The organism is Saccharopolyspora sp. MMCC62, assembly GCF_057736575.1.
The window spans coordinates 672,285-697,586 of sequence record NZ_JBYKCM010000004.1 but is presented as its reverse complement, the minus strand read 5'-3'; the positions used below and the strand labels follow the sequence as shown (position 1 = coordinate 697,586).

The window sequence follows — 25,302 nt, the reverse complement described above, 5'->3', positions numbered from 1 at the left end:
GACCTGCTGCGCCCGCTCCCGGGCTAGCTCCCGGCGCCGCGCTTCTTGGCGATGTTCTGCATCCGGTTCTTGAAGGTGTTCTCCGGCATGAGCAGGTACTGCGCGATCGAGTTGATCGAGATCTTCTTCTCGTCCTCGTAGACCATCGCGTGCAGCACGTCCTCGAACGCCTCGGTGAACTTCACCTTCTTCGAGTCCAGCTTCTTCGGGTCGCGGCCCTCGTTCGCCGCGGCCCGCTTCTCGGCCTCCCACATGGCGCGGAACTCGGCGGGCATGGCGGTGTCGAGGCGGGACTCCGCGCCCTGGATGTTCTCGACGCGGTAGGCCAGCTTGCGGGTCGCACCGCCGCCGATCTTGTCCAGCTGCTTGTCCATCGCGATCGTGGTCATCCGGAGGCGCTCGGAGATCCGGGGCTTGAGCTCCGGGGTCTCGTCGAGCAGCTCCTTGATCTTGTGGCGCAGCGCGTCGGGGAACTCCAGCTTGAACTTGCCGCCGCGCGGCGGGCGGGCCTCGACCTCGCGCCAGAACGCCTCGCCCGCCGCGTGCTCCAGCTGCGGGGCGACGACGGCGTCGAAGTGGGCCTGCTCGCGCTGCTTGCGCACCGCGCTGGGCTCCTTGAGCTCGGGTGCCTCGGCGCCCGCCCGGTTGCCGATCCGCAGGTGCCGGGTGTGCGAGACCAGGTCGGTGATGGCCGCGTCGTCCTCGGCCTCGCTGCTGGACGGGGTGTCCACCATGCCCTGGATGTCGGAGTCCGGCGGGAACTCCAGCACCGGCTCGCCCTGGGCGTCGCGGGTCTTCTCCGGCACCGAGTAGCGCTGCTGCTCGCCGCCCTCGGCGCCGCGCTCGACGTCCTGCAGGCCGGGTGCGGAGTTCGCGGGCGCGGGACGGGTGTGCTTCGGCGCGGACATGTACATCACGCGTTCCGGGTCGCCCAGCCCGCGCCGCAGGTGGTCGCCGAGGTCCGGGCCGTTCGACTCGTCGTACCCGGCGAGGTGGCGCACCCCGGTCTCCAGCGACTCCCGGTAGTAGTGGTTGCCGCGGTCGTTGAACCGCAGGTCCAGGCCGACCTTGTCCCGGAAGTAGCGCAGCAGCGACCGGCACGGGTCGCAGGGGCGCTTGGTGCCGCGGATGTGAGTGGGGCCGCCCTGGGCGTCCGCGGTGATCCCCGCGTTCTGCAGCAGCTGGAGCAGCTTCTGCTCGGCGTGCATCTTGCCCACGCCCTCGCCGTCGTGCACCAGGTACGCGTAGCCAGCGTAATCGTCGTCGTCGGAGAGCAGCTGCGCCAGGTAGTCGCGGTAGGCCGGGTCGTTCGCCTTGTCGTTGGAGACGTCGACCAGGCGGATGTGCGAGGCCTCGCGCAGCGCCTGCAGCGTCTCGTTGTCCCGCTTGAACACTTCCTTCCCGGAACCGTCCACTTCCATCGCCCGGGTGTCGGGGGTGAGGCCCTCCCGCACCTTCAGCATGGCCTGCCGGTCGCGGCGCTGGCGCTCGATCTCGCGCAGCGCCTTGCCACCGGGCAGCTGGGCGGACTCGTCGGTGCCGTCGACGGTGCGGCGGCGCTTGCCGCTCGGGTCGTCGACGACGGAGGCGCGCTTGCCGGGGCCCTTCTTCGGCGGCGCGGCCGGGGGCGCCTCGCCGTCGCTGTCGGCACCGGCGCGGCCGGGTTCGCCGAAGTCCTGCTGCACCAGCCGCTGCAGGGCGTCGCTGCCGCCCAGGTCCGCGTCGCGGCCACCGCCGCCGAGCTCGTTCAGCACGTCGTGCAGCCGGAAGACGGACCGGTTGTAGTTGCTGGCGAAGACCAGGTGCCCGTTGTGCAGCATGGTCTGGAGCTCCTGCTCGGCGATCGCGGCCGGCGTCTTCCGCCCGTCCGCGGCCGGGGCGGTGTCCCCTTCCCGCGCGCGCTGCTCCGCGTCGACGACCGCGTTGAACATCTGCCGGTCGAGGTGCCGCAGGCTCTGCCCGGTCCGGTCGCCCTCGTAGCTGCGGGCGTAGCGGATCACCACGTCCTTGGTGACGCGGCCCCACTGCTTCTTGTTCTGCTTGCAGGTGCAGGCCTTGGCCGCCTTGTCGACCTCGGCGATGATCGCCTCCCGGCCGGGCCGCGGACCGCGGGGGGCGCTGGGGCCGCCGTCCTCGCCGAAGGACATCGAGTGCTCGGCGGGCGTGCGCTCGGGGCCGGCGGACGTCGAGCTCCGGCGGGGCTCGTCCTTCGAGCCGTGGCCGGCGAACGACGCCAGCTCGGCCGCCGAGTAGCGGGTTCCCTCGTGCAGCACGGTCTTCTCGGTGCCGTCGTCGAGCCTGCTGCTCACCCAGCCCTTGTTGTCCACGACGGACACGAGCGGCCTGCGCCCGGTGACCGTCAGGTCCAGCACGTCGCGGGCCGCGATGACCTCGTTGCGCACCGACATCGAGCGCAGTTCGCGCACCGCGGAGGAGAAGGTGCTGCCGCCGTCGCCGCCCGCCTTGCACACGGTCAGCAGGTAGGGGCTGTGCGGGTTCGCCCGGCGCATCTCCCGGAACTCGGGGGTCTGCGCGAGGGTGCGGACGTAGTCGGCGCCGCTGACCCGGACCTTGTGCTCGACGCCGTCCCGGTTCACCAGCACGCCGACGTGGTGTTCGCTGCCGTGCCCGCCGAGCATGTTCGGGCCCGCGTCCACGACCTTGCGCTGCCCGGTGGCCGGGTCGGTGACCTCGATCTTCGTCGGGGTCCACGGGGCGTCGACGAGCCGCCGATTCGGGTCGTGGGTGTCGAGCTTGCGCGGCTCGGACGCGGAGGTCTTGCTGAACTCCTCGTCCGGCCGGGTGCGGGCGACCTGCGGCATCGAGTCCGCCTGCTCGGCGAGGACCTTGAACGGGTTCACCACGAAGTTCGGCCTGCGGTCCGTGCCGGTGAAGTCGATGGCGGTGGTGCGGCCGCCGCCTTCGTCACCGGTGCGGTACCCGGCGCGGTGCACCTCGTGCGGGAAGAACTCGAACGGGTTGCCGTCCAGGTCGGTGCCGCGGATCGGGGCGTCGGCGTCCGGAATGTGCGAGCTGCGCGGCAGTTCCGATTCGAAGAACGCGATGTTCGCCACGTTGCCCGCCGAGTACCGACCGTGCGCGCTGCCGGTGCCGTCGGCGCGGGTCGTGGTGAACCCGGCGTTGTCGGCGGCGCCGAGGCGCCCGTCCGGCAGCTGGCCGACCTTGCCGCCGGTGGAGATGACGGAGCTCTGGAAGCCCTGCGCGGTGAGCCCCTCCACGACCTCGGCCGGAGCCACGTCGTCGGCGAGCAGCGCGAGGTGCGCGCCGCGGTTCAGGAACCCGTTCGCGGCGGGGATCTGCCCGATCACCGCGGCCAGCGCGTCGCCGCGCAGGAACGCGTGGCGCCCGCCGACCAGCGGGACCTGGAACCCGCGGTCGGTGTTCGCGACCTCGGCGTAGAACTTGGCGCCCTTCGGCAGCGCGGTCTCGTGGCCGGGCCGCTTCTCGTGCCCGGCGGCCTGCTCGACGGTCTCGCCCGGCATGGTGGCCACGACCCGGTCCGCGTCGCCGTCGAGCCGGAACTCCGGCCGCCCGAACGCGACACCGAGGCCGGATTCCCCGCTGGTCGGGCGGTAGCCGATCTGGTCGATGGGCAGCGTCACCGGCCTGCCCTGCTCGTCCTGCGCCCGCACCGACACGTTCGGGTTCAAGTACTCGGTGCTCAGCGGCACCGGCCCGGCGCCGCGGTGGTTGTGCCCGCCGCTGGAGATCTTCGAGCGGAACGGCAGCGTCTCCAGCTCTTCGTCGGAGTACCGGGTGTGCGGGTAGGAGTTCTGCACGATCTGGCCGTCGGCGGCGACGTAGGCGGACACCCAGCCCTTGTTGTTCGCGACGCCGATGGTGGCGCCCTTCCAGTCCTTGTCCTCCAGCTTGATCATGCTGATCGTGTCGGCACCGGTGAAGAAGCGGTTCGGCATGCTGAACCGCTTCGCCATCTCCATCATCTTCGGCAGCACCTTGGCGCCCTCGGCCCCGGCCTCGCAGACGGTCACCGCGAACTCCACGCCGGGGTTGGCGGCGTAGAGGTCCTGGAACTCCTTCTGCTGCACCAGCATGTAGATGAACGAGCTGCCGGGCAGCCACATCTCCAGCTGCTGGTCGCCCCGCTTGATGTGCATGGTCATCTCTTCGGCGTTGCCGTGCGAGCTCAGCAGCGCCGGGCCGGTCCGGACGGTCTTGACCTTGCCGGTCGTCACGTCCAGGACGTTCCGGCGTTCCAGCTGCCACGGCAGCGCCGCGAGCCGGGCCGTCGGGTCGTATTCCGGGGACAGCTTCGGCAGCCGGTGCACGAGCTTGTCGGAGATGCCCTCGCCGGGGCGGGTGCGCACGACCCGGGTGAAGCCGTCGAGGTCGGCGGCGATCGCCGCGTCGGTGCGGACCTCGTGCTTCTCGCCGACGAACGACAGGCCGTTGACGCGCCAGACCCCGCCGGCCCGCGTGGTGAACGCCTTCGGCCGCGCCTCGCTCGGCGTGATCCAGTACTCCTTCCAGTTCTTGTCCGTGACCTTGATGGCCTTGTCGTGGTCCGGGATGAACTCCGCGTTCGGCAGGTAGCGCTCGAAGAACTTGATGTTGCGGACGTTGCCCTTGGAGTACACGAACTTCGAGCTGCTGCTGCCCGGGCCGTAGCGGCTCCAGCCCTCGTTGCCCGCGACGCCGAACCGGCCGTCGGTGAGCTGGGTGACGTCGCCGCGCGGCCGCAGCACCTCGCCCTGGAAGCCCTCCTCGCGCAGCTGCGCCAGCACCCCGGACACCTTGGCGCGCGGCGAGCTCAGCACGACCACCGACAGCGGGACCGGGTCGCCCGCGGAGTTGCGCTCCCGGTTGAACGCGCGGAAGTCGTTGACGCGGGACACGATCGCGCCGAGCGTCTCCTGGCTGATCGTCACCGGCGTGCCGTCGCGGAGCCTGATCTCGTAGCCCTCGCCCGCGCGCGCCGCGTCCACGAAGAACGCGTTGCCGTCCAGCTGCACGTCCCCGGGACGCGTGGTGTGCGCCGCCGCGTCGACCACCCGCTCCCCCGGCAGCGTCGCCACGAACCGGTCGGAGGACTCGGTGAGCGAGTAACCGGTGCGGCGGAACGAGATGCCGCTGCTGTAGTCCCCGCTCGACGGCATGATCTCGTAGTCGATCTGGCTCAGCGGGATGCCGAGCTTGCGGCCGCGGTCGTCCCGCCCGAAGATCTTCGACCGCGGGTCGGAGAAGTCCGAGGCGATCGGGACGGTGGTGCCCGGCGTGGCGGCGTGGTCGTAGCCGCTGGACGCCGGGTAGTGCGAGCCGCTGCCGTAGCCCTGCGGGTACTGGTAGTGGCTGCCCCGGCCGTAGCCCTGCGGGTAGTAGTTGTCCGCGAACCGCATCGAGACGTCGAGGTCTGCGTCGGACGCGCGCCGCTCGCCCGGGAGGTGCTCCTCGGCGTCGAAGAACTCCTCGGAATCGGCGTCGCGGCCCGCGCGCTGCTCGGCGTCGCGGCCCGCGGACTCGGCGGCGTCGCGGCCCGCGGGCCGGTCGGAGTCGAGCCGTGCGGTCCGCTCGGACGCCGGGTCGCGCGGGGCGGTCTCCTCGCCATCGCGCGGGACGGACTCGTCGCCGTCGCGCGGCGCGGTCCTCTCGCCGTCGCGCGGCGCCGAACCGTCCTCGGCGTCGAAGAACTCGTCCGCGTCGGTGGTCGAGCCCTCGTCGTCCTTCTTCGGCGGTTCCAGGCCCATCGCGCGCAGCCCGTTCGCGTCGGTGCGCACGTAGACGGTGTCCTGCGCGGTGCGCGGCGTGCTCCACTCGGCGGGCGCCTCGCCCCGGTACTCGGGGGTGACGGTCCACTCGGTGCGCGCCTCGACGAGGTACACCTCGCCGTCGGAGAGCGTGATGTCCTCGGTCTTCTTCCCGCTGAGGGTCGCGGCGTCGGTGCGCTGCCAGCTCATCGCGGGCCCGCGGCCGAACACCTCGCCCATCTCGGTGATCGCGGTGCCCGGTTCCCAGCTCGATCCCGGCTTCGGCCGCGGGAACAGGGTGAGCGGCGCCGAGACCATCGCGGTGTTCCACATCGGACCCGCGGAGCGCTCGTCGCCCGCCGAACCGCGGGTGACCTCGGTCTTGTTGATCTCAAGCCCTTCCAGCGGCGTGTAGCCGGCGGGCGTGACCCGCGCCTGCTTCAGCTCCGCGTGGAAGGTCAGCGCGCTCAGCGGATGCCGCTGCCCGGCCGCGGTCCAGTGCCGCGCGTCGTGGTCCAGGCCCTCGATCCGGTAACCGGACTCCTCCAGCGCCGCGGGCAGGTGCGCCGACAGCGCCGAGGCGTTCGCCCCGGTGTTGATGGCCTGCCGGGCCGAGGTGGCCTCGGCGGGCACGGCGGGCGGGGTGCTCACGTGCTCGCCGGTCGGGACGCCGTCCACGACGTCGCGGACCAGCCCGGCGACCTGGCGGGCGCCGACCCGCGAGTAGTGCGCCTCCGGGAAGCCCGTCACCGGCTGGGATTCGCGCTCGCCCGGCTTGCTCTCGCCCTCCGGGTGGTAGCTGCGCACCGCGTCCGGGATCGGGTCGAGCCGCACGGTCGTGGTCTGCACGCCCGGCATCGCCCAGTCCACCAGGCCGCCGGTGAGCGAGCGGGCCGCGTGGTTGGCGTGCGAGGTCTTGCGGACCTCCAGCTCCAGTTCGATCGGGTGGCTGAACCGGGCGATGTCGCCGTTGGTGAACTGCGAGGTGGTGCGCTCGCGGACCGACTCCGCGGTGCGCTTGGTCGTCTCCGCCAGCGAACCGGTGGTCTGCGCGCCGGTGCCGACCGACCGCGCGATCTGCTGGTTCGTGTAGATCGGGCTGCGCACCGAGAAGTTCACGTTGTGCGAGCGGCTGGCCGAGGAGCTGCTGCCCTCCGTCGTGGTGGCCTTCGTCTGGTGGTTGTCCGACCAGCCCTCGTCGGTCCCGTCGAAGCGGCCCTCGCCGATCCGGGCGCGCAGTGCCAGCGTCACCCGGGACGACCCCAGCGGGCCGTCCACCGAGGTGGACCACTCCTTGCCGAGGCCCACCAGGTCCGGTAGCAGCCGCGCCACCCCGCTCGGCGAGACCTCGCCGAGCACCTGCTGGGCCAGCTCCTCGGACGCGACCCGGTGCCCGGCGCCGTAGGCGACGTGCCGCACGCCCTCCGCGATCCCGGAAGTGAGGAAGCGGGTGAAGCGGGCCAGGTCGGAGCGCGGCACCACGTCCGGGTCGACCTTGAGCAGCGCGTCCTTGATCTGGGCGACGAGGCGTTCGGTGACCTCGGGGCGCACGCTCGGGGAGGCGTGGCCGTCGAGGGTGATCGCGGGGGCGCGGCGGCTCTCGGCCGGGTCCTCGGTGCGGTTCTGCTCGTCCTCGGTGCGGTTCCGCTCGTCGTCGGTTCGGTTCTGCTCGTCCTCGGTCCGCGCCTGCTCGTCCTCGGTCCGCGCCTGCTCGCCCTCGGTCCGCGCCGCGGTGTCCGCCGGGGAGCGGGTGCCGTCCGCGCCGTCGCGCTCGCCGGTCGCGCCGTCCTCGTCCCGGGCGGCCCGGTCGGCCCCGTCCTCGCGGGCACCGCCGTCCTCGCGGGTCGCGGCCGCGTCCCGGCCGGACTCGGCGTTCGCACGGGCGTCGGCCTTCGCCTGCTCGTGCCCGGCGTCCCAGCCCGCGGGCAACCCGATCTGGTCGATCTCCGCGGCAGGCACCCACACCTGCACCGAATCCCGCCGGTGTGCCTCGGAGTGCTGCCAGTCGCCGACGCGGCGGCCGTCGTACGGGCCGGCGCCGGTGTGGTCGACGTCGCGGGCCGACAGCAGCGTCGTCGTGTCGAAGGTGACCAGGTAGGCCGGGCCGTCGTAGGTGGTCGTGGTCGTGTGCTCGTGCTCCTGCTTGAACGACTCGCCCTCGACGTCGTAGCGCGAGTAGCCGTAGCCGGTCTGCGGCAGCAGGTAGAACTTCTTGATCGGCGCCGCGCTGATCCGGCCGTTGCCGAACGTGTAGTCGTTGCGGGTGCGGTCCGCGCCGTGCCCGGTGGAGCCGGTGGTCTTGCCGATGAACGTCAACGTCATCTTCGTCGGTGGGCCCGAGACGCGCGGGTTGCTCAGCGCCACCTGCATCGCGGCGTCGCCGACCCGGTTGCGGAAGCTGAAGAACTCGCCCTCGGCGTAGCGGTGCACCGGCGTGCGGTAGGTGCCGGTCGTGACCCGGTCCAGGTTCACCGCGACCGAGTCCTCGCCGGTGAACGCGTGCACCTGCTGCTCGGCCACCTGCGCGCCCGCCGGGCTCTCGCCGAGCAGGTGGCCGGTGATGCGGCCGGCGCGACCGGGGGTCAGGTCCAAGCCGTGCACCGCGAAGTGGTCCGGCAGCGAGGCGGGCTTCCAGCCCTCGGGCCGCCGCGGGCTGTCGTGCCCGACCTGGTGGAACCCGCTGCCGCCCTCGGCGTCGGTGTCGGTGGTGAGCTCGGTGTCGGCGGTGCTGTCGGTGTCAGTGGACGTGTCGTCGGCGCTGTTGCGGTCGTCGGCGCTGTCCTGATCGGCGGCGCTGTCGCGGTCGGCAGCGCTGTCCCGATCGACGGCGGTGTCGCGGTCGGCGACCGTGCCCTGATCGACGGCGCCGTCGCGATCGGTGGCGCCGTCGCGGCCGAGGCCGGGCTCGGTGAGGCGGGTGCGGCCGCTGCGGTAGGTGGTGGCCTCGCCGCCGCGCACGGTGAAGGTCTCCGCGACGCCCTCGCCGTGCAGGGACACCTCGTAGTCGACCTGGCGCGAGTGCGAGCTGAACTTCGTGCCCGCCCAGCCGAAACCGCGGCCCTGCCCGCTGGAGGACTCCAGGGTGCGCTGCTCGCCGCCGAAGGAGCGGTTGTAGCCGCCGGTGAACTCGAGGGTCCGGTTGATCCGCGAGGAACCGACGCCCGCGCGCACCCCGGAGCTGCCGCCCGCGGTGGTGGCGCCGCGGACCGTCTCGGAGTGGTCGATGCGGCTCTTCTGCTGGAGTTCGCCGCGCAGCGTGGCCTCGCCCCAGCCGGAGCCGTCGGCGTTCCGGTCGGTGTCGGGCGTGTAGCGGCGGGCGGCGCTGCTGCCGTCGGCGCTCTCCGCGGCGCGCCCGGCGGGGGCGTCCACGTCGGTGACGGTGATCGTCGGGATCCCCGCCGGCTCGGCACCGTCGAGGTCGGCCCCATCGCGCTCGGCACCCGACGGCTCGCCACCGTCCCGGTCGATCGGCGGCTCCCCGTCCCAGGCCGTCCACGCGTGCTCGACCGGGTCGACGGCGCGGACCACGACGCGCAGGAAGTCGTCCGGGATCCCGGCCCGCGCGCTGTCGCCGCGGCCCAGCAGGAACGACATCCCGTCGCCGTTGAGCTCCGGCGAGTGCGCCAGCAGCCCGCGCGCGGACAGGAAGTGCGTCAGCGCCACCTCGTTGTCGGAGACGCGCACGTTCCGGCTCGTGCCCGCGAAGTCGCGCACCACGTCCGCCGGGAGCCGGTCCCGGACGGACTCCCGCAGCCGGTCGGCGTCGGGGAAGTGCGTCTCGGCGGCGCCGATCACCTTGTGCGGGGAGAACGGCGCTTCGTTCGCCTCGTCCGGGTGGCCGGCGTCCTCGGCGTCCTTCGCCGCGTCGGTCGCCGGGTCGTCGGCGAGCGTCCAGGTCGTCGCGCCCTCCGGCACGTGGTGGGTGCGCTCCAGCACCTGCCCGTCGTCGAAGCGGACGGTGATGTCGTAGTCGAGGTCGCTGGCGACGCCGTGCAGCCTGCCGCTGCCGAACCAGGTGGTCGCCGCGGTGTTCTCCGTGGTCAGCACCGACGAGCGGTCCTGGCCGCTGGAGCGGAACGCGCGCCCGTCGAAGCGCAGGTCCAGCCGGTCGCCGTGCACGTAGCTCGGCTGGTGCGTGTCCGGGTTGTCGAACAGGCTCCAGCTGAAGCCGAGGCCGAGACCGGCGTTCACGTTGAACGGCTGGGTGGAGCCGACGGTGTGCGAGGCCTCGTGCTTGTAGCCGCGGCCCTGCTCGGTGAGCATCGTCTTGCCGGGTTCCTCCGGCGCCTCTTCCGGCGCCGTGCGGAAGGAGTCCGCCGAGTCGCTGCCTGCCCGGGACGCGGTCTCCGGGTCCGGCTGCAGCGGGGCGGCGAACCCGCGGCCGCCGCTCTGGCGCAGCCGGATCTCGACCTGCGCGGTGCGGCGTCGCCCGGCGCTGTTGTGCGTCTCCAGCGCCTTGGTGATCGTCGTGCCGTCCAGCACGTCGTTGCCCAGGTGCGAGAGGTTCTTGCCGCCGCTGAGCTCCAGCAGGTCGTTGCGCACCGGCGAGTTGAGCGTGCCCGGCGAGTCCCGCCAGTCCGGGTGCTCGCCCACCACGTCGGTGAGCACGTCGAACAGCGCCGGGTCGCCGCGCACGAAGGTGGCGCGCGGGCCGCCGTTCGCCTTGGCCGCCGCCGGGTCCAGCTCGGTGAAGATCTCCGGCATGCTCAGCTCCGCGCCACCGGGCCGGCTGCCCGCGAGCACCGAGGTGTCGTCCGGGTACCGCACCACGACCTCGTGCACGAGGTCGTGGGTGCTGCCGGACCAGGTGTTCGGCGGCGTGTAGCTGGCGCTGTGCTCCAGCTCGGTGGTGTCGGAGTGCATCCAGGACGAGGTCGGGGTGGCGCCGCGGAAACCGACCGTCGGGTCGATGGTGCGGACCGGGAACCGGGTGCCCAGCGGCAGCGACAGGAAGTGGGTGAACCCGCCGTCGCGGCGCGGTGCGGAGGCCTTGGCGCCGGTGGTCTTGCCGTAGGCGCCGCCCGCGACGACGTCGGTGCCGTGCGCGAAGTCCTGCTTGCCCTCGGTCGGCGTGCCGGTGGCGTCCGGCGCGGTGTCGTCGGCGGTGCTGAGCCGCACGTGGACCTCGACGGCGGCCGCGCCGTGGCCGGACCGCAGCCGCAGGCCCTCGTGGGTGAGGGTCTTGAAGTCGTCCTTGAGCGCGATGTCGGAGAGGCCGTCGAGCAGCGCCTCGACCCGGTCCGCGGGCACGCCCGCGCCCTCCAGCTCGGCCCGCACGTCGTGGCGCACCGCGGTGCCGTCGATCTTGTCGGCGATGACCGCGTTGTGCCGCACCAGGTCCGCCACCAGCTGGGTGCGCTCGGTGCGGGGGCCCTGCAGCGGGGCGGTGCCGTCGATGTCGATCACGGCGTCGCCGGTGCGGTCGCTCGCCTGCTCGCGCCCCGGGGTGCCCGCGCGCTCGGTGCCGTCGAGGTCGCGCGGCAGCGCGCCGATCGGGGTCGGATCGGAGTCGGCGGCACGCAGGTGCGCCCGCGGGGGCGGGGTGGGCAGACCGGCCTCGGCCGGGTCGGTGCGCGGGGTGTCGCGCGCGGTCTCCCCCGCGAGTTCCGCGGTCTCGCGGGCGGGTTCGCCGACGCGGTCCTGCTCGCGGGTGGTGTCCTGGCCGGTGCGGGTGTCCGCCGATTCGGTCCGGGGGTGCTCCGACGCGATCTCCGCGGAGTCCTCGGTCCGCGCGCCCTCCGGCTCGGTCCGCGAGTTCTCGGGTTCGACGCGCGCGTTCTCCTGGTCCGGGCGGGAGTTCGCCACGTCGGTGCGCGAGGTCTCCGACTCCGCGCGGAGGCCTTCCGGCTCGGCGGGGTCGGCGTCGCTGCGGGTGGACTCGTCGCCCCGTTCGGTGCGGGCGGACTCGTCGCCCACGTCGCTGCGGGTCGACTCCTCGCCCGGTTCGGTGCGGGTCGACTCGGCACCGTCCCGGTCGGAGCGCGCGGCCTCCGGCTCCGGGTCGGAGGACCGGTCCGGCTCGGAGTCGGTGCCGTCCCGCTCCTCCCCGGCCGGGCCGTCGGCGTCCTCGGCGTCCTCCGGGTCCCGGGCGGGCGGTTCCCCGTCGGAGCCCTGGTCCGGTTCGTCGTCGTCGCGCGGCGGGCCGCCGTCGTCGGAGGACGTGCCCTCGTCCTCGTCCGGCAGCAGGCGCGGCGAGACCTCCGCCCACTTGTCCTCCGCCCAGCGGGCGAACGCCTCCCCGTCGAACCGGGTGGAGCCGTTGAACATCGGGTCGTGCATCACGAAGACCTGCGCACCGTCGTGCTCGGCGGCGCGCACGAAGACCCCGTGGCCGGTGGTGAAGACGACGGCGCCGTGGCGCTCGGCGATCCGCTGCCAGAAGTCGGCCCGGCCCTCGGCGGTGGCCAGGTGCCCGGCCAGCGGTGCCGATCCCCCGCGACCCGCGGTGTGCGCGTCGTGGCCGCCGAACGGCGAGGCGTCCGGTTCCAGCGCGAACTGGGTCCGCAGCGCCTGCGTGTAGGTGGCGGCGTCGACACCGGTGAGGCGGCGGCGGAGCCGGTCCACCACGGCCAGCGGCGCGGCGAGCACCCCGCTCAGCGCCCACTGGCCGGGGAACAGCTGCCGGGTCAGCACCGGCGGGGTGTCGCGCAGCGAGGCGCCGGAGAGCTTCTGCATGGTGCGCGACCACCGGTCGGTCAGCTCGGCCCACTCAGCGCGGTCGCCGTCTTCGCGGACCAGCCGCAGGGCGTCGGCCCGGAGCCCGGCGAAGGCCGCCTTCGACTCGTCGACGCGGCTGCGGACCATGTCCTCGTAGCTGCGCCCGGTCAGGTTCTCCCAGCGGGAACGCTGGTCCGGGTGCACCTTCGCGAGGTCGTGCAGCGTCGCGTCGGCGACCCCGCGGCCGACCTGCAGCAGCCCGGCCAGCGTCGGCACCGACGCCCGCACCTCGGAGTTGACCGCCGCGCTCAGGCAGGTGTTCAGGAACAGCTGCCGCTCGTTGCCGGTGGCGCCGAACCAGGAGTTCAGCAGCGCCTCCGGGTTCGCCAGCAGCACGCTGAACAGCGGCTCGGCCAGCGTCGCCTGCCGCGCGGGCGAGTTCAGCGCCAGCAGCCCGAGCCGGGCCAGCCGCGCCGGCATCGGCTCGTCGGCGCGGTAACCGATCTCGGTGAGCTCCTGGCCCGCGGTGCGCAGCGGGTCGAGGCCGACGCGCAGCGCCTGCTCGGCGTCGACGAGCAGCTGGTCCAGCCGGGACGGGGTGATCGGGCGCAGCGGTGCCCGGTCGGTCCGGCTGCGGGACAGCTCGGTGGTGTGCACCGGCACGGCCGTGGCGGCCAGCACCGCGTCCGCGACCAGCGAGCGCAGCTCCTGGCGGCGGGCGTCGTCGGGCAGCGCGTCGATCCGGGCACCGAGCCTGCTCAGCAGGTCCGGGGTGCCCGCGTTGAGGGCGTGCCGCTCCAGCGCGGCGGGGTCGCCGAAGGAGGTGAGCTCGGCGGCCCGGTCCCGCACCTGCTGCTCGGGCAGCGCGAGCTCCGTCGGCACGACCGCGTCGTAGCCGTGCTGGGCGTCCTCCGCCGGGGTGCGCGCCGGCTCGGCGTCCGGTTCGGTGCGCGGTTCGGTGCGCGGCGGCGGGTCGCCTTCGAGGCGGGTGAACGGCGAGACGTCCCGGGACTCCGCGCCACCGCCGTCGCGGGTGCGGCCGCGGCTCTCGTCGAACAGGTTCTCGGCGGCGGCTTCCAGCCCGGCCTGCACCCGCGAGTCGTAGCGCTCCCGCTGCGGCTCGTACGACTGCAACCACCGGGACGTCGGGTCGGTGCTGAGCGCGCGGTGCGGCTCCGGCCCCAGGTAGCGCTCGGCGAGCGCGGCCATGTCGGCGGCGAAGTCGGCGCCCGCCTGCGGGATGTCCGGCAGGTCGGCGTGCACCTCGGTGGGCGGCTCGCCGGGGGCGAACCGGACCAGCGGCTCGTGGCCCGGGTCGTGGCCCCGGTTGATCGTGTCGAAGATGGCCGCTTCGTAGGTGGCGCGGCGCGGGTTCCAGTAGCGGTGCGCCCCGTGCTGCACGCCCATCTTGCGGGCGATCAGCTCGCGCACCATCTCGTGGTAGCGGCCTTCCGGCAGCACCCGGCCGTCCTCGGCGGAGCGGATGTTGAACACGTCGTGGTCGCCCGCCACCGGCACGTCCCGGCTGGGCGAGCCGTCCTCGGCGAGACCGGAGTTGGTGCGCACCACGCCGTCCTCGACCCAGTACTGCTTCGCGAGGTCCTTCATGGTGCCGAACAGCTCGCGGTACTCGGTGAGGCGCTGCTTCGCGCGCTCCCGCAGGCCGGGGGCCTCCGCCTCGGTGACGTCCTCCGGCAGCGTCGGCTCGAAGAAGCCGACCGCGCCCAGGCCGTGCTCCGGCGCGCCGAGCCGCACGTCCAGCCGGTTGATCGTCTTCGCCTTGATCTCCAGCGGCTTCGGGTACGCGCCCTCCTTGAGCAGCCGCACCGAGTCCGGGTTCGTCGGGCGCACGTCGACGACCAGCTGGTGCTCTTCGACGAACTCCTGGAACAGGCGCTGGTTCTCGGTGGTGATGCCGTAGGTGTGCTCGATCGCGTCGTCGGTCAGGTCGGGCGTCGGGTGCGACGGGCGGGACCAGTCCTGGCTGATGCTCCGCGGGACCATCGAGCGGGAGCGCTCCGGCGGTGCGAGCCGCTCGCGTTCGCGGCCCCGCGGTTCGTCCTCGGTGCGCGAGCCGTCGCGGGAGGCCTGCTCGTCCCGGGAGCTCTCGCCGTCCCGGTTCTCCCCGCCGTCCCGGTTCTCCCCGCTGTTCCGGGGGGTCGCGTCGTCGCGGCCGTCCTCGCCGTCCCGCGAAGTCCCACCGCGCTGCGAGGTCTCGCCGTTCTGCGAGCCGTCGGTGTCCTCGACCTCCACGCGCGGCACGCCGACCGGCTCGGCGTCGCCGTCCGCGCGGCGGGCCACCGGGGCCGGTTCGAGCCAGACCTCGACCCGGGTCGGGCCCTCGCCGTCCACGAAGTGCGGGGTGCCGCCCATGCCGAGCGCGGTCCGGCGCAGCCGCTCCGCGTCCGGCAGGCCGTACTGCGCCAGCCGCAGCGAACGGTCCACTTCGGACATCATCGCGGAGAAGTCCTGCGCGGAGCGGATGCCGACCTCGCCGGTCACCCGGTAGCGGGCGACCACCGGGGTGCCCTCGTCGTGCGCCCGCACGACCTCCCTGGCCAGCGAGTACAGCTTCGCGCGCTCCGCGGGCGGCAACTGCCCGCCGTCGCGGGGCAGTTCCAGCCGCTGGTCCGGGGTGGTGCCGCTGAGGCCGGGGTCGCGGCGAGCGGCGGCCAGCTCGGCGTCGTAGTGCTGCTTCGCCTGCCACCAGGCGGTTTCCGCGGCCTGCTCGGCCTCGGTGGCGGCGCGGAACGCGAACTCCTCGTCGGGGCGGGCGACCAGTTCCCCGTCCACGTCCGGCCCGAACGGGTCGGCGGCGCGGCGGGCGGCGCGGGCCTCGGACCACTCGCGGTCGCGGGCGGCGAAGTCCTCGGTGGCGCGCACCAGCGACTCGGGCAGCAGGTCGCCGCGGTCCGCGCGGCGCAGCACGTAGCCGTTCCCCGGGGCGAACTCGGCGTCGACGACGGCGGTGCGCTTGGTGGTGAGCGTGCCGGTCGGTTCGGCGACGATGCGGAACTCGGCGCCGTGCGCCCACGCGCTGGTGATCGAGCTCTGCTCGGGGCGCGGCCCGGGCGCGGGCAGCTCGCCGCCACCGGTCGACCCGGCGCCCTGCTGCTCGTGCTCCGCACCGGCGGCGCCCAGCGGCTCCATCGCCAGCGCCCAGTCGCCGGTGGCGCCGAACGGGGTGCGGCCGTCGGCGTAGGTCGCCGAGTGCGGGGCCTGCGGCACGCCGGCCGCCACGATCGGCACCGCCGCGATCATGTTCCCGTTGCCGGTGGCCACTTCGGTGTGCGTGGAACCGGTGGAGGTCGTGCTGCCGCCCAGCTGGATGCGTCCGCTGGCGCCGACCAGCTCGCCGTCGCCCGGCACCTTCGGGTGCACGGTCAGCTTCACGCCCAGGTCCGGGGGCAGGTCCAGCGGCACGCCCTCCGCGGAGTCCCGGTGCGCGTCCAGCAGCGCGGCGAGCCTGCTCGGGGTGAGCTCGGCGCGCAGCAGCGTCCGGAGGTGCGGGTCCACGTCGACGCGGGCGCCTTCCAGCGCCTGCTCGGCGGCGCCGACCAGGCCCGCGGTGTCGCCGTCGAAGTCGATCACGCGGTACTGCGCGGGATCGGTGGGCAGCGCCTCCGGGTGCCCGGAGCCGCGCCACTCGGACAGCGCCTCCGGGGTGGCATCGGCGGCGGTGCGCGCGGTGACCACCGGCTTCCGGGAGCCGCCCTCGGGGGCGACCCGGGCGTCCTCGACGGCGCTGTGCGTGGTGACGGTGCGGGTGTCCGGGGCGGCCGCGACGCGCTCGCCGTGCCGCTCGATGCGGACGTCGAACAGCACCTCGGCCCGGTGCTCGGCGAGCGCGCCGCGCACCGACTCGGTGTGCTGGTGCTGGGTGGCCTCGTCCTGCTTGGACTCGCGGGTCTGCTTGAGCCACTCCAGGACGTGGATGCCGCCGAAGCCGAAGTTGCCGTACGGCGCGCCGTGCTTGGCGTTCGGGTCCGCCTCGGCCGAGTGCAGCGCCGACTCGTTCTGGAACATGCCCGCCGGCGCCATCATCGTCATGGCCTCGACGAGGACCCGGCTGAACTTGCGGGCGACGCTGGTGGTGAACGAGGACGAGGTGGCCTTGGACAGCTCGCCGTGCTTGATGCCGGTCAGCTCCGGTTCGCCGACCAGCGAGGCGTCCACCCGCAGCTCGAAGGTCTCGCCGCTGACCCGGAACTCCTGGCGGATCAACGAGGTCGCGCCGCCGTTGGCCAGGTCCTCCAGCGAGGCCTGCAGCTGCGACAGCGACCGCTCCACCTCGCGGTGGTTGTCGTGCGGCGTCTCCACCGAGGACGACGGCAGCAGCCGGTCCGCGTTCTCCTGGCCGACGGTGCGCACCAGCTGCTCGTACAGCGGCTGGATGCGGTCGCTGAGGTCGATCGCCTCGGTGACGCCCCCCGCCCAGCGCGGCGCGCCGAGCCGGACGCCGTCCGGCACCGCGCTGGTGCGGCCCGGCTCGGAGGAGCGGTCCGGCGGCGGGAGCTCCGGCGGGTCCTGCTCGGCCTGCTCGGCGGCGCGGCGCGCGTCCTCCTCGGCCTGCTTGATCCGGATCTCGTGCAGCTGCTCGTCGGTGACCAGCACCCGCACCGCGCCGGGCAGTTCGAAGCGCTCGGCGGCCGTGCCCGTCGGCTTCGGCTTCCGGAGGCGCCAGCGGTCCAGGTTGCCGCGGCGGATGGCCTCGGCGGCGACGGTGGTCTCCACCTTCGCGTTGATCAGGTGCATCCGGCGCGGTTCCTGCGCCAGCGCGCGTTCCGCGGAGACCTCGGTGCGGTGGCCGGTCTTCTTGCTGAAGCTGCCCATCCACAGGCTCAGCTCGTGCATGAACAGGCCGACGCCGTGCGCGGCCGTGCCCGGCGTGTGGTTCGAGGTCTCGCTGAACATGATCATCGCGGGTTCGACCGCGTTGGCGCCGGACCAGGTGCCGGTGACGTCCTGGCCGGAGGAGGTCGCCCCCGTCGTGGACTGCTTCGGCTGCTGCCACTGGGTTTCCACGACCTCGGGGTCGCGCAGCATGTAGGACACGGCCGCGGCGGCCTCGACGTCGGCGCGCCTGCGGTGCCAGCGGAACCCGTTGAGCTTGGTGCGCCTGCTGAACGCGCGCGGGTCGCCGCGCAGCGCCTCCACCGAGATCGCCTGGTCGATCAGGCCCGAGTTGTCGCCGTCGGCGAAGTGCCAGATCGGGTCGTTCGACGCCTTCGCCAGCATCGACCGCACCGAGTCGCGCACGTGCTCCAGCCCGTGGAAGGCCACGACCTGCAACCCGTCCAGCTTGCGGGAGGCGCCGCGGCGCAGCTCCGCGCTGCGGTTGAGCGAGACGTCGGGCAGCTCGGTCCGGTTCTCCGGGGCGACCTCCACCCGCAGCGGGCCGTGCGAGGCGGGCAGCTCCACCACCACGTCGACCGTGACGGTGCCGGGCTCGCGGCCCTCGGCGGCCGCCGACTCGTCGACGATCCGCAGGTCGTGCAGCTCGGGGGTGTCCAGGCCGCGGGAACCGAAGGTCACGCCGCGGACCAGCTCGTTCGCCCGCGACCAGTGCTGCCCGGTCGTGGTCAGCTTCACCGTCGCCGCGTAGCGCTGCATCGGCTCCGGCCGCACGTTGCCGGACCCGTCGAGGGTGCCGCCGCGGACGCCGCCGGTGGACCCGCCGGTGCGCTGCCCCACCTCGGTGCCCGTGGTGCGGGAGTAGCCGCCCTTGTGCTGGGTGGTGATCATCCCCGTGCCGTGCAGCGCCGTGTACAGCCGGGCGACGATGCCGCCGCCGAGGGACCAGCTGCGCGACTTGGCGTGCGAACCGGACTCGGACTCGGTGAGCGCCGCCGAGCTCGGCGTGCCCTCGGCGGGCCCGAGCGGGCGCAGTTCGCCCTGCAGCTCCGCCTTCACCTGGAACGAGGCGCGGTAGTCGTTGCCGCGGCCCGGTTCCGGCTGCAGGTCCAGGTGCAGCGGCCGGTCGGCGACCATGTCCGGTGCCCGGCGCACCAGCTGCTCCGGCGAGACGGCCTCGTGGATCTGCTCGCCGCGGGCCAGCTGCCGCTCGCCCTTGCCGCTGATGCCGTGCGCCAGCTTCGGGTCGTCGAACTCGGTGACGAAGGACGTGTCCCGCCACTTCCACCGGTGGTGGCCGGGCAGTTCCGCCGCCGAATCGCGCATGACCTTGCTGAGCAGTTCGCTCGCCGCGTTGTGGTCCAGCGCGGCGGAGGCGGCCGCGTCGGCGACCTCCTGCCTGCCGACCGGTGCGGTGGTGGTGCCGTCCGCGGTGATGCCCGCCGCGCCCGCGTCCTCCGGTCGCGCCAGCTGGTGGGCGTCCACCGCCTCGGCGAACGTGATCGGCGAGTCGCCGGGCTTGCGGACCTGCAGGTCGTAGACGGTGCGGTAGCGCACCACGTCGCCGGTGTGCGAGGTGCCCTGCTCGGATCCGGTGCTGCGGCCGTACTCCTGGCCGCGGCCGTGCCCGCCGCCGAGCGCCACGTTGACGCCCGCCGCGACCGACACCACGCCCACGTCGTAGCCCGGGCCCGCGGTGAGCGAGCCGCCGCCGTCGCGGGCGGTGGTGTTGGTGCTGCTGGTGCTGGAGCCCTCGGTGCGGACCTCCGCGTAGTGCGCGCCCTCGATGGTCTGCTCGTAGGCGACCTTGCGGGCGACCACCCGCATCTGCACCGCGCGGGTGTGACCGGGCAGCAGCCGCTTCAGCGGGTTGCCGCCGGGGAGCAGCGCGTCGGACTGGATCCAGCCGTGGCCCTTCGCCGCCTGCTCCGGGGTCACGGCCATCTCCGGCAGTCGCTGCTTCACGTTCGCCGAGCTGAGGAAGGAGCGCAGCGTGTTCTGCCCGTCCTTGCTCAGCTTGCCGAGGTGCGCGGCGACCTGCTCGACGATCCCGTCCTGGCGGCCGAACCGCCGCGGCAGCGACTTGCCCTGGTAGCGGCCGCGGGCGCTGCCGCGGACGTCGGCGTTCTCCACCACCGACGGCGGCAGCGCCGCGGGCACCGCCACCTCGCGGCCCTCGCCGCCGAGGCCGACCGGGACGCTCAGCTCCACGGCCACCGGGTCCATGCCCGGGCGCCTGCCGACGAACGTGGTCGGGCCGGTCGGGTCGCCCGCCGCGTCGAGGCGGGTGATCGTGAACGAGGCGGGCACCCGCTGGGCCGTCATGCCGCGGTAGCCGGACGCGCCGTCGGCGACCGTCTCCGGCAGCGCCACCGTCAGCCGGGTGCTCTGCGAGTTCTCCCGCGAGTTCGACCGGGAGAAGCCGACGTCGGTCGGCACGCTCACCGCACCGATGACGAACATGCCCGGGACCGTCGGCACGAAGAAGAACCAGCGCGACATCGGGGTGCGGCCGGTGCTGGTGGCCGCCTTGGAACCGGTGGAACCGCCGGTGGACGCCGCGTTCGAGCTCGCCGGAGCCTCCGACGGGGTGCGGCCCGACCAGTCCAGGTCGGAGCTGATGCGGAACCGCTCCTCGCCGATGGTCACGACCCGGCCGTCGCCGAGGAAGGAACCGAACTCGTTGCGCACCGCGTGGTTCAGCGCGTCGATCTCGCGCTGCTTCACCTTGCCGTCGAGCGAACCGGTCACCGCGGCGACGACCTGATCGGCGCCTTCGGTGCGGCTGAGCTGCACGCCCGCGCCGAGGCCGCGGCCGCGGGACAGGTAGCTCGGCAGGCCCAGCCAGCGGCGGCGGCGCGGCGGGGCGGACTCGTCGGTGCGGGCGGTGTCGTCCTCGGTGCGGGTGGGGTCGTCCTCGGTGCGGGTGGGGTCGTCCTCGGTGCGGGTGGGGTCGTCCTCGGTGCGGGTGGCCGGGTCCTCGTCGGTGCGGGACGCCGGGTCGTCCTCGGTGCGGGCGGTGTCCTCAACGCGGGTGGCGTCCTCACCGCGGGTGGTCGCGTCGTCGGTGCGCGCGCCCTCGTCGCGGACGGCGTCCTCGTCGCGGCCGGTGCGCTCCTGCTCGGCATCGCGCTGCCCGGAGTTCTCGTCGCGGGTGCTCTCGTCGCGGACGGTGCTCTCGTCCTGCCCGGCGCGGTCCGAGCCCTCTCCGGTGCGGTCCGCGGCGTCCTCGGTGCGGCGGGACTCCTGTCCGGTGCGCCCGCGCTCCTCCGCACCGCGGGTCGAGCTCTCCTCGGCCCGCGATGCGGGGCGCTCCGGGTCGGGCAGCGCGCTGGTCCGGGTGTCGACGGAGCGGTCGCGGGCGGTGCCGGACGGTCCGGCCTCGGAGTGCTCCGGCAGCGCGGAGGGCAGTGCCTCGGTCGGGCCCGCGCCGAACCGGCCGCCGCCGATGAGGCCTTCGGTGCGGTGGGTGCCGAGCTGGTCGGCGAGCTCGCGGGCCCGCGCGGTCGCCGCCTCCGGCCCCTTCTCGTGCAGGTCGCGGGCGACGATGGTGGTGACCTCGTCCATCAGCTCGCGCATCCGCGCCACGGGCGCCTTCGGGGAGTCCAGCGCGACCGGGACCTGGTGCAGCGGCTGCACGATGCGGCGGGCCTCGATGAACAGGGACTCGAAGGCCTGCTCGGTCATCTTGCCCAGCGCGTCGTGCGCCCGCTGCGCCTGCTCGCGCACCTCCCCCTGCGGGTCGGGGTCCTGCTCCGCCTGCTCGCGCACCTCGCCCTGCTGGTCGAGGTCCTGCTCCCGCGCCTTGCCCTGCGGGTCGGGGCCCTCGTCGGGTTCGGTGATGTCGGTCCGGGCGTCGTCGTCGGCGTCGGACCGGTAACCGGTGCTCGCGTCGGAGTCGGCGACGGAGTCCGAATCCGAGTCGGAGTCGGCCCGCGACTCGGAGTCCACATCGGACTCGTCGCGCGCCGCCGCGCCGTCCTCGACCGGAGCCGTTCCGTCCACATCGGACTCCGGGCGGGTGTCCGCGGCGGCCGGTTCGGGCTCCGCCGGGACCGGTTCGGGCTCCACCGGGAAGAGGAAGTCGTCCAGCGCGGTCCGCGGTTCCGCGGGCTCGGCCGGGGCGGCGTCCCGCTCCGACATCGGGGACGGCATCGGGTCCGGCGTGGGGATCGCGTCCGGGGTCGGCGCGGGCTCCGGCGTCGGGCTGGGGTCCGGGGTGCGCTGGCCGGCAGCGCCGTCCTCGGTGGTCGTGGCCTCGTCGGCGGGTTCCCGGATCTCCGGGACCGAGAGCGGCTCCGGCGGGGTCAGGCCCATCATGATCAGACCGGCCCGGTCGGTGTGCACGTAGACGCGGTCGCGGGCCTGCCGCGGCTCGCTCCAGGACTCGGGGGCGCCCGCCCGGTGCTCCGGCGTGATGGTCCAGTTCGCCATCGCGTTGACCAGGTAGGTCTCGCCCGCGGAGCGCTGCTCGGACTGGGCGTCCTTGAACTTGCCCTCGGCGGCCGAGGTGCGCTGCCACGAGTAGCTCGGGCCGGGCAGCGAGGCCTGCGGCGACTGGCGGTAGTTCGCGCCGGTCGCGTCCACGGCCTGCCGCGGGTCGGCCAGCGCGTCCAGCGCGACGCGACCGGTGAAGCCGAGGCCCGGCCCCTCCTTGTGCTGCTCCTTGATCGCGGTGGTCTCAGAGTCCTTCGTGGTGAGCCCGGCGTCGTCCCCGGTCGGCACCACGTGCGCGTCGTCCAGCTCCGCGGTGATCAGCACCGATTCCAGCGGGTGCGGGGTGCTGTCGGCGGCGTGGCCGTCGTGGTCGAGACCGCCGATGCGGTAGCCGTGGGCGCGCATCGCCGCGGGCAGGTGCGACGACAGCGCGCTGGTCGTGGTGCCGGTGAGCAGCCCGTGCCGGGTCCAGGTGGCGCGTTCCGGCACCGGCGGTGCCGCGTCGGGATCGGCACCCGGGGTGCCGTCCAGCAGGTCCTGCACGACGCGGTGCACGTCGTCGGAGTTGGCGACGACGTGGCTGACCTCGGGGAGCTCGTCGATCCGCTGCGGCTGGTGCTCGCCGAGGCCGAGCTCGCCCACCGGGACGCGGGTGCGGACCGCGTCGCGCAGCGTCGGCAGCGCCAGCGTCTCGCCGGTGCTCGCCGGGCTGCTCCGGTCCGCGAACCCGCCGGTGAGGGTGTTCGGGGTCCGGTTGGCGTGCGCGGTCTTGCGCACCTCCAGCCGCAGGTCCAGGTCGTGGCCGAAGGTCGCGAAGTCGCTCTTGGTGGAGTAGGTCCGGGTGTTGTCGGTGCTGTGCGTCTCGACGTGCTTGTCGCTGTCCTTCGAGGTCAGCCCGACCTGGCCGAGCAGCGCGCCGCGGCGGTGCAGTTCCTCGCCGCCGCCGCGCAGCAGCACCATCGGCTGCGCCTTGCGCTGGTGCCCGGTCTTGCCGGTCTCGGTGACCGAGGAGGTCGTCTTCGTCTCGTGCTTCTCGCTCCACCCGGATTCGACGCCGTCGAACCGCCCGGGGCCCTGCTCGCCCTTCAGCGTCAGCGAGACGTCGACGGTGCCGAGCGGACCGGGGACCGAGGCGGTCCAGTGCTTGCCGGGGCCGCGCAGGTCGGCCAGCAGCGCCTGCAGGCCGCCGGGGGTGACGTCGCGGGCGCTCTGCCGGTACACGTCCTGCCCGGCGCGGCGCTCGGCGTCGCCGAGGGCCAGCGAGGTGAGGTAGTCGCCGAACTGCCGCATCGCGCTGCGCGGCACGTCCTGCTGCGGCACCGCGGCGAGCACGTCCTTGATGCCGCTCAGCAGGTGCGCGGTGACCTCGGGGCGGACGGTGGCGGTGGTGTGGCCGTCGGCGTCGATGCCGGGAGCGGTGTACCCGGCGCCGTCGGCCGGTTCCGGCATCGGGCCGAGGCCGAGCCTGCCGATCTCGGAGGCGGGCACCCACAGCTGCACCGAGCCCGTCTTGTGCGCCTCCAGGTGCACGGCCGCGTCCGGCCGGTCCGGCTCGCCACCGCTGAGCAGCGTGCTGGTGTCGTAGCTGACCAGGTAGGCCGGGCCCTTGTAGGTGGTCGTGGTGGTGCGCTCGAACTCCCGGGCCTCGGACCGCCCGTGCGAGCCGGAGTCGGCCTGGCCGAGGCTGACGACCGGCGTCGCGGTCGAGGAGTCGCCGGAGCCGGGGTTGCCGAGGCGCGCGCGGCCGGTCCAGCCGCCGCCGGTGAAGGTCTCGGCGCCGTGCCCGGTGCTGCCGGTGACCTTGCGGGTGAAGGTGAGCTCGACCTGCTGCGGCGGGCCGTTGAGCCGCGCGTTGCTGAGCGCGGCGTGCAGCTTGACGTCGCCGATGCGCTGCTCGGAGGGGCGCAGCACGCCCTTCTCGTAGCGGTGCACCGAACCCTCGTACGCGCCGGTGGCCACGGCGTCGAAGTTGACCGCGACCTCCTCCGGCGAGACGAAGGAGTGCACCTGGTGCGCGGCGATGACCTTGTTGTCGCCGAAGCCGCCGAACACGTCCTCGGTGATCCGGTGCCCGTTGACCTCGGGCAGGTCGAGTCCGTGCACCACGAAGTGCTCGGGCAGCTCGGCGGGCTCCCAGCCCTCCGGCCTGCGCGGCGCGTCGTGCTCGACCCGCTGGTAGTGGGCGGCGAGGCCGACATCGCCGGTGCGCGCGGCGGGGTCGAGCAGCCCGCCCGCGTAGGTCGTGGCCTGCCCGCCTTCGACCATCCGCTCGGCGAGCACGCCTTCGGCGCCGAACACGGTCACCCGGTAGTCGACGAGCTCCGGGTGCGCGACGACGTCGCCGGACTTCCAGCCCCGTCCGCGGCCCAGCCCGCTCGCGGTGGTGAGGGTGACCTGCTCGGTGTCCGACTTGTCGTTGCGCTGCAGGTTCAGGTCGAGCCCGCCGAACCGGCCGAGCGCCGGGACCCGCCCGCGCACGCCGCCGCCGGCGCCGAGGGTCCGGCCGGTCTTGGCGCTGGTCTCGTGCTGCACGCCGGTGCTGCCGGTGAGGTCACCGCCGAGCGCGGCGTCCGGCACCGTCGTCGCGGTGGCCGGCGTGATCGGCGTCGTCGGCGAGGACGGCGGCGTCGACGCGAAGGTGCCGTAGCCGGATCCGGCGCGTGGCATGGTCTCCACCAGCACGCCCACCAGGTCGTCCGGGGTGCCGGTGGCGGCGTACCGGGCGCGGGTGAGCAGGAAGGAGGTGCCGGGGCCGTTGAGCGCGGCGGACCGGCTGCTGAAGCCGCTCTCGGAGACGGCGTCGGCGAGGACGGCGGCGTTCTCGGTGGCGTGCGCTTCGGCCGTCCGGCCCTCCGCGTCCTCGGGCGGCAGCACGCCTTCCGGCAGCATCTCGCGGAGCGCGGCGGCGACGCCGTCGACGTTCGGGTAGCGGGTCTCGGCGGCGCCGAGGACGCGCTGCGGCGGGAACGGGTCGCCGCCGGTGAACTCGGGCGCGGTGCCGTCCGGGCTATCCCCGCGCCAGGCGGTGGCACCGGCGGGCACGTGCACCGAGGTGTCCTCGACGGTGCCGTCGTCGAAGCGGATCCGCAGGTCGTAGGTGAGGTCGGCGGTGCCGACGTGCATCGGCCCCTTGCGCTCCCAGGCCAGTTCGGTGCGCAGGTCGTCGCCGCGGGTGGTGCCGTGCCCCTCGTGCGAGGTGAGCTTGCCCTGCACCGCGCCGCGCAGGTCGATCCGGTCGCCCGCGTTGTCGCCCCAGATGTTCTGGGTGAGCCGGACGCGGCCGCCGAGGTCCACCGGCTGCTGGACGGTGCGCTCGGTGGAGTGGCCGTCCTTGCGCCCGGCCTTGGTCGCGACCTTGCCGTCGAAGCCGTCGTCGGCGAGGTGCTCGCGGCTCGCACCGCGGCGGGCCTTCAGCTCGACGGTGGCGGTGCGGTCCTGCCCGGCGGAGTCGACGGTGCGCAGCTGCTCGACGAGGGTGCCGCCGGAGAGCAGGTCGACGTCGCGGCGGCTCAGCGAAGCGGTGGTGACCAGCCCGCGCAGGGTGCCGCGCAGCCGCGAGCCGATCTCGTCGGCCTTGCCCGCCCACTCCGGGTGCCGGTGCACGAGCTCGCGGGCGCGGTCGAACAGC

1 protein-coding gene (cut by a window edge) is annotated in these 25,302 nt (G+C 74.1%); it reads right to left on the bottom strand.

The genetic code is table 11. From position 1 onward, the window contains the following. Positions 1-23: 23 nt before the first annotated feature. A protein-coding gene (locus AC29IT_RS13285; RefSeq protein WP_488218866.1) for a WXG100-like domain-containing protein crosses the window boundary here: on the bottom strand, positions 24-25,302 show its 3' end. Its footprint extends 37,598 nt past the window's final position; the window shows 25,279 of its 62,877 coding nt (coding positions 37,599-62,877); the start codon falls outside the window, past its right edge; it ends in the stop codon at positions 24-26.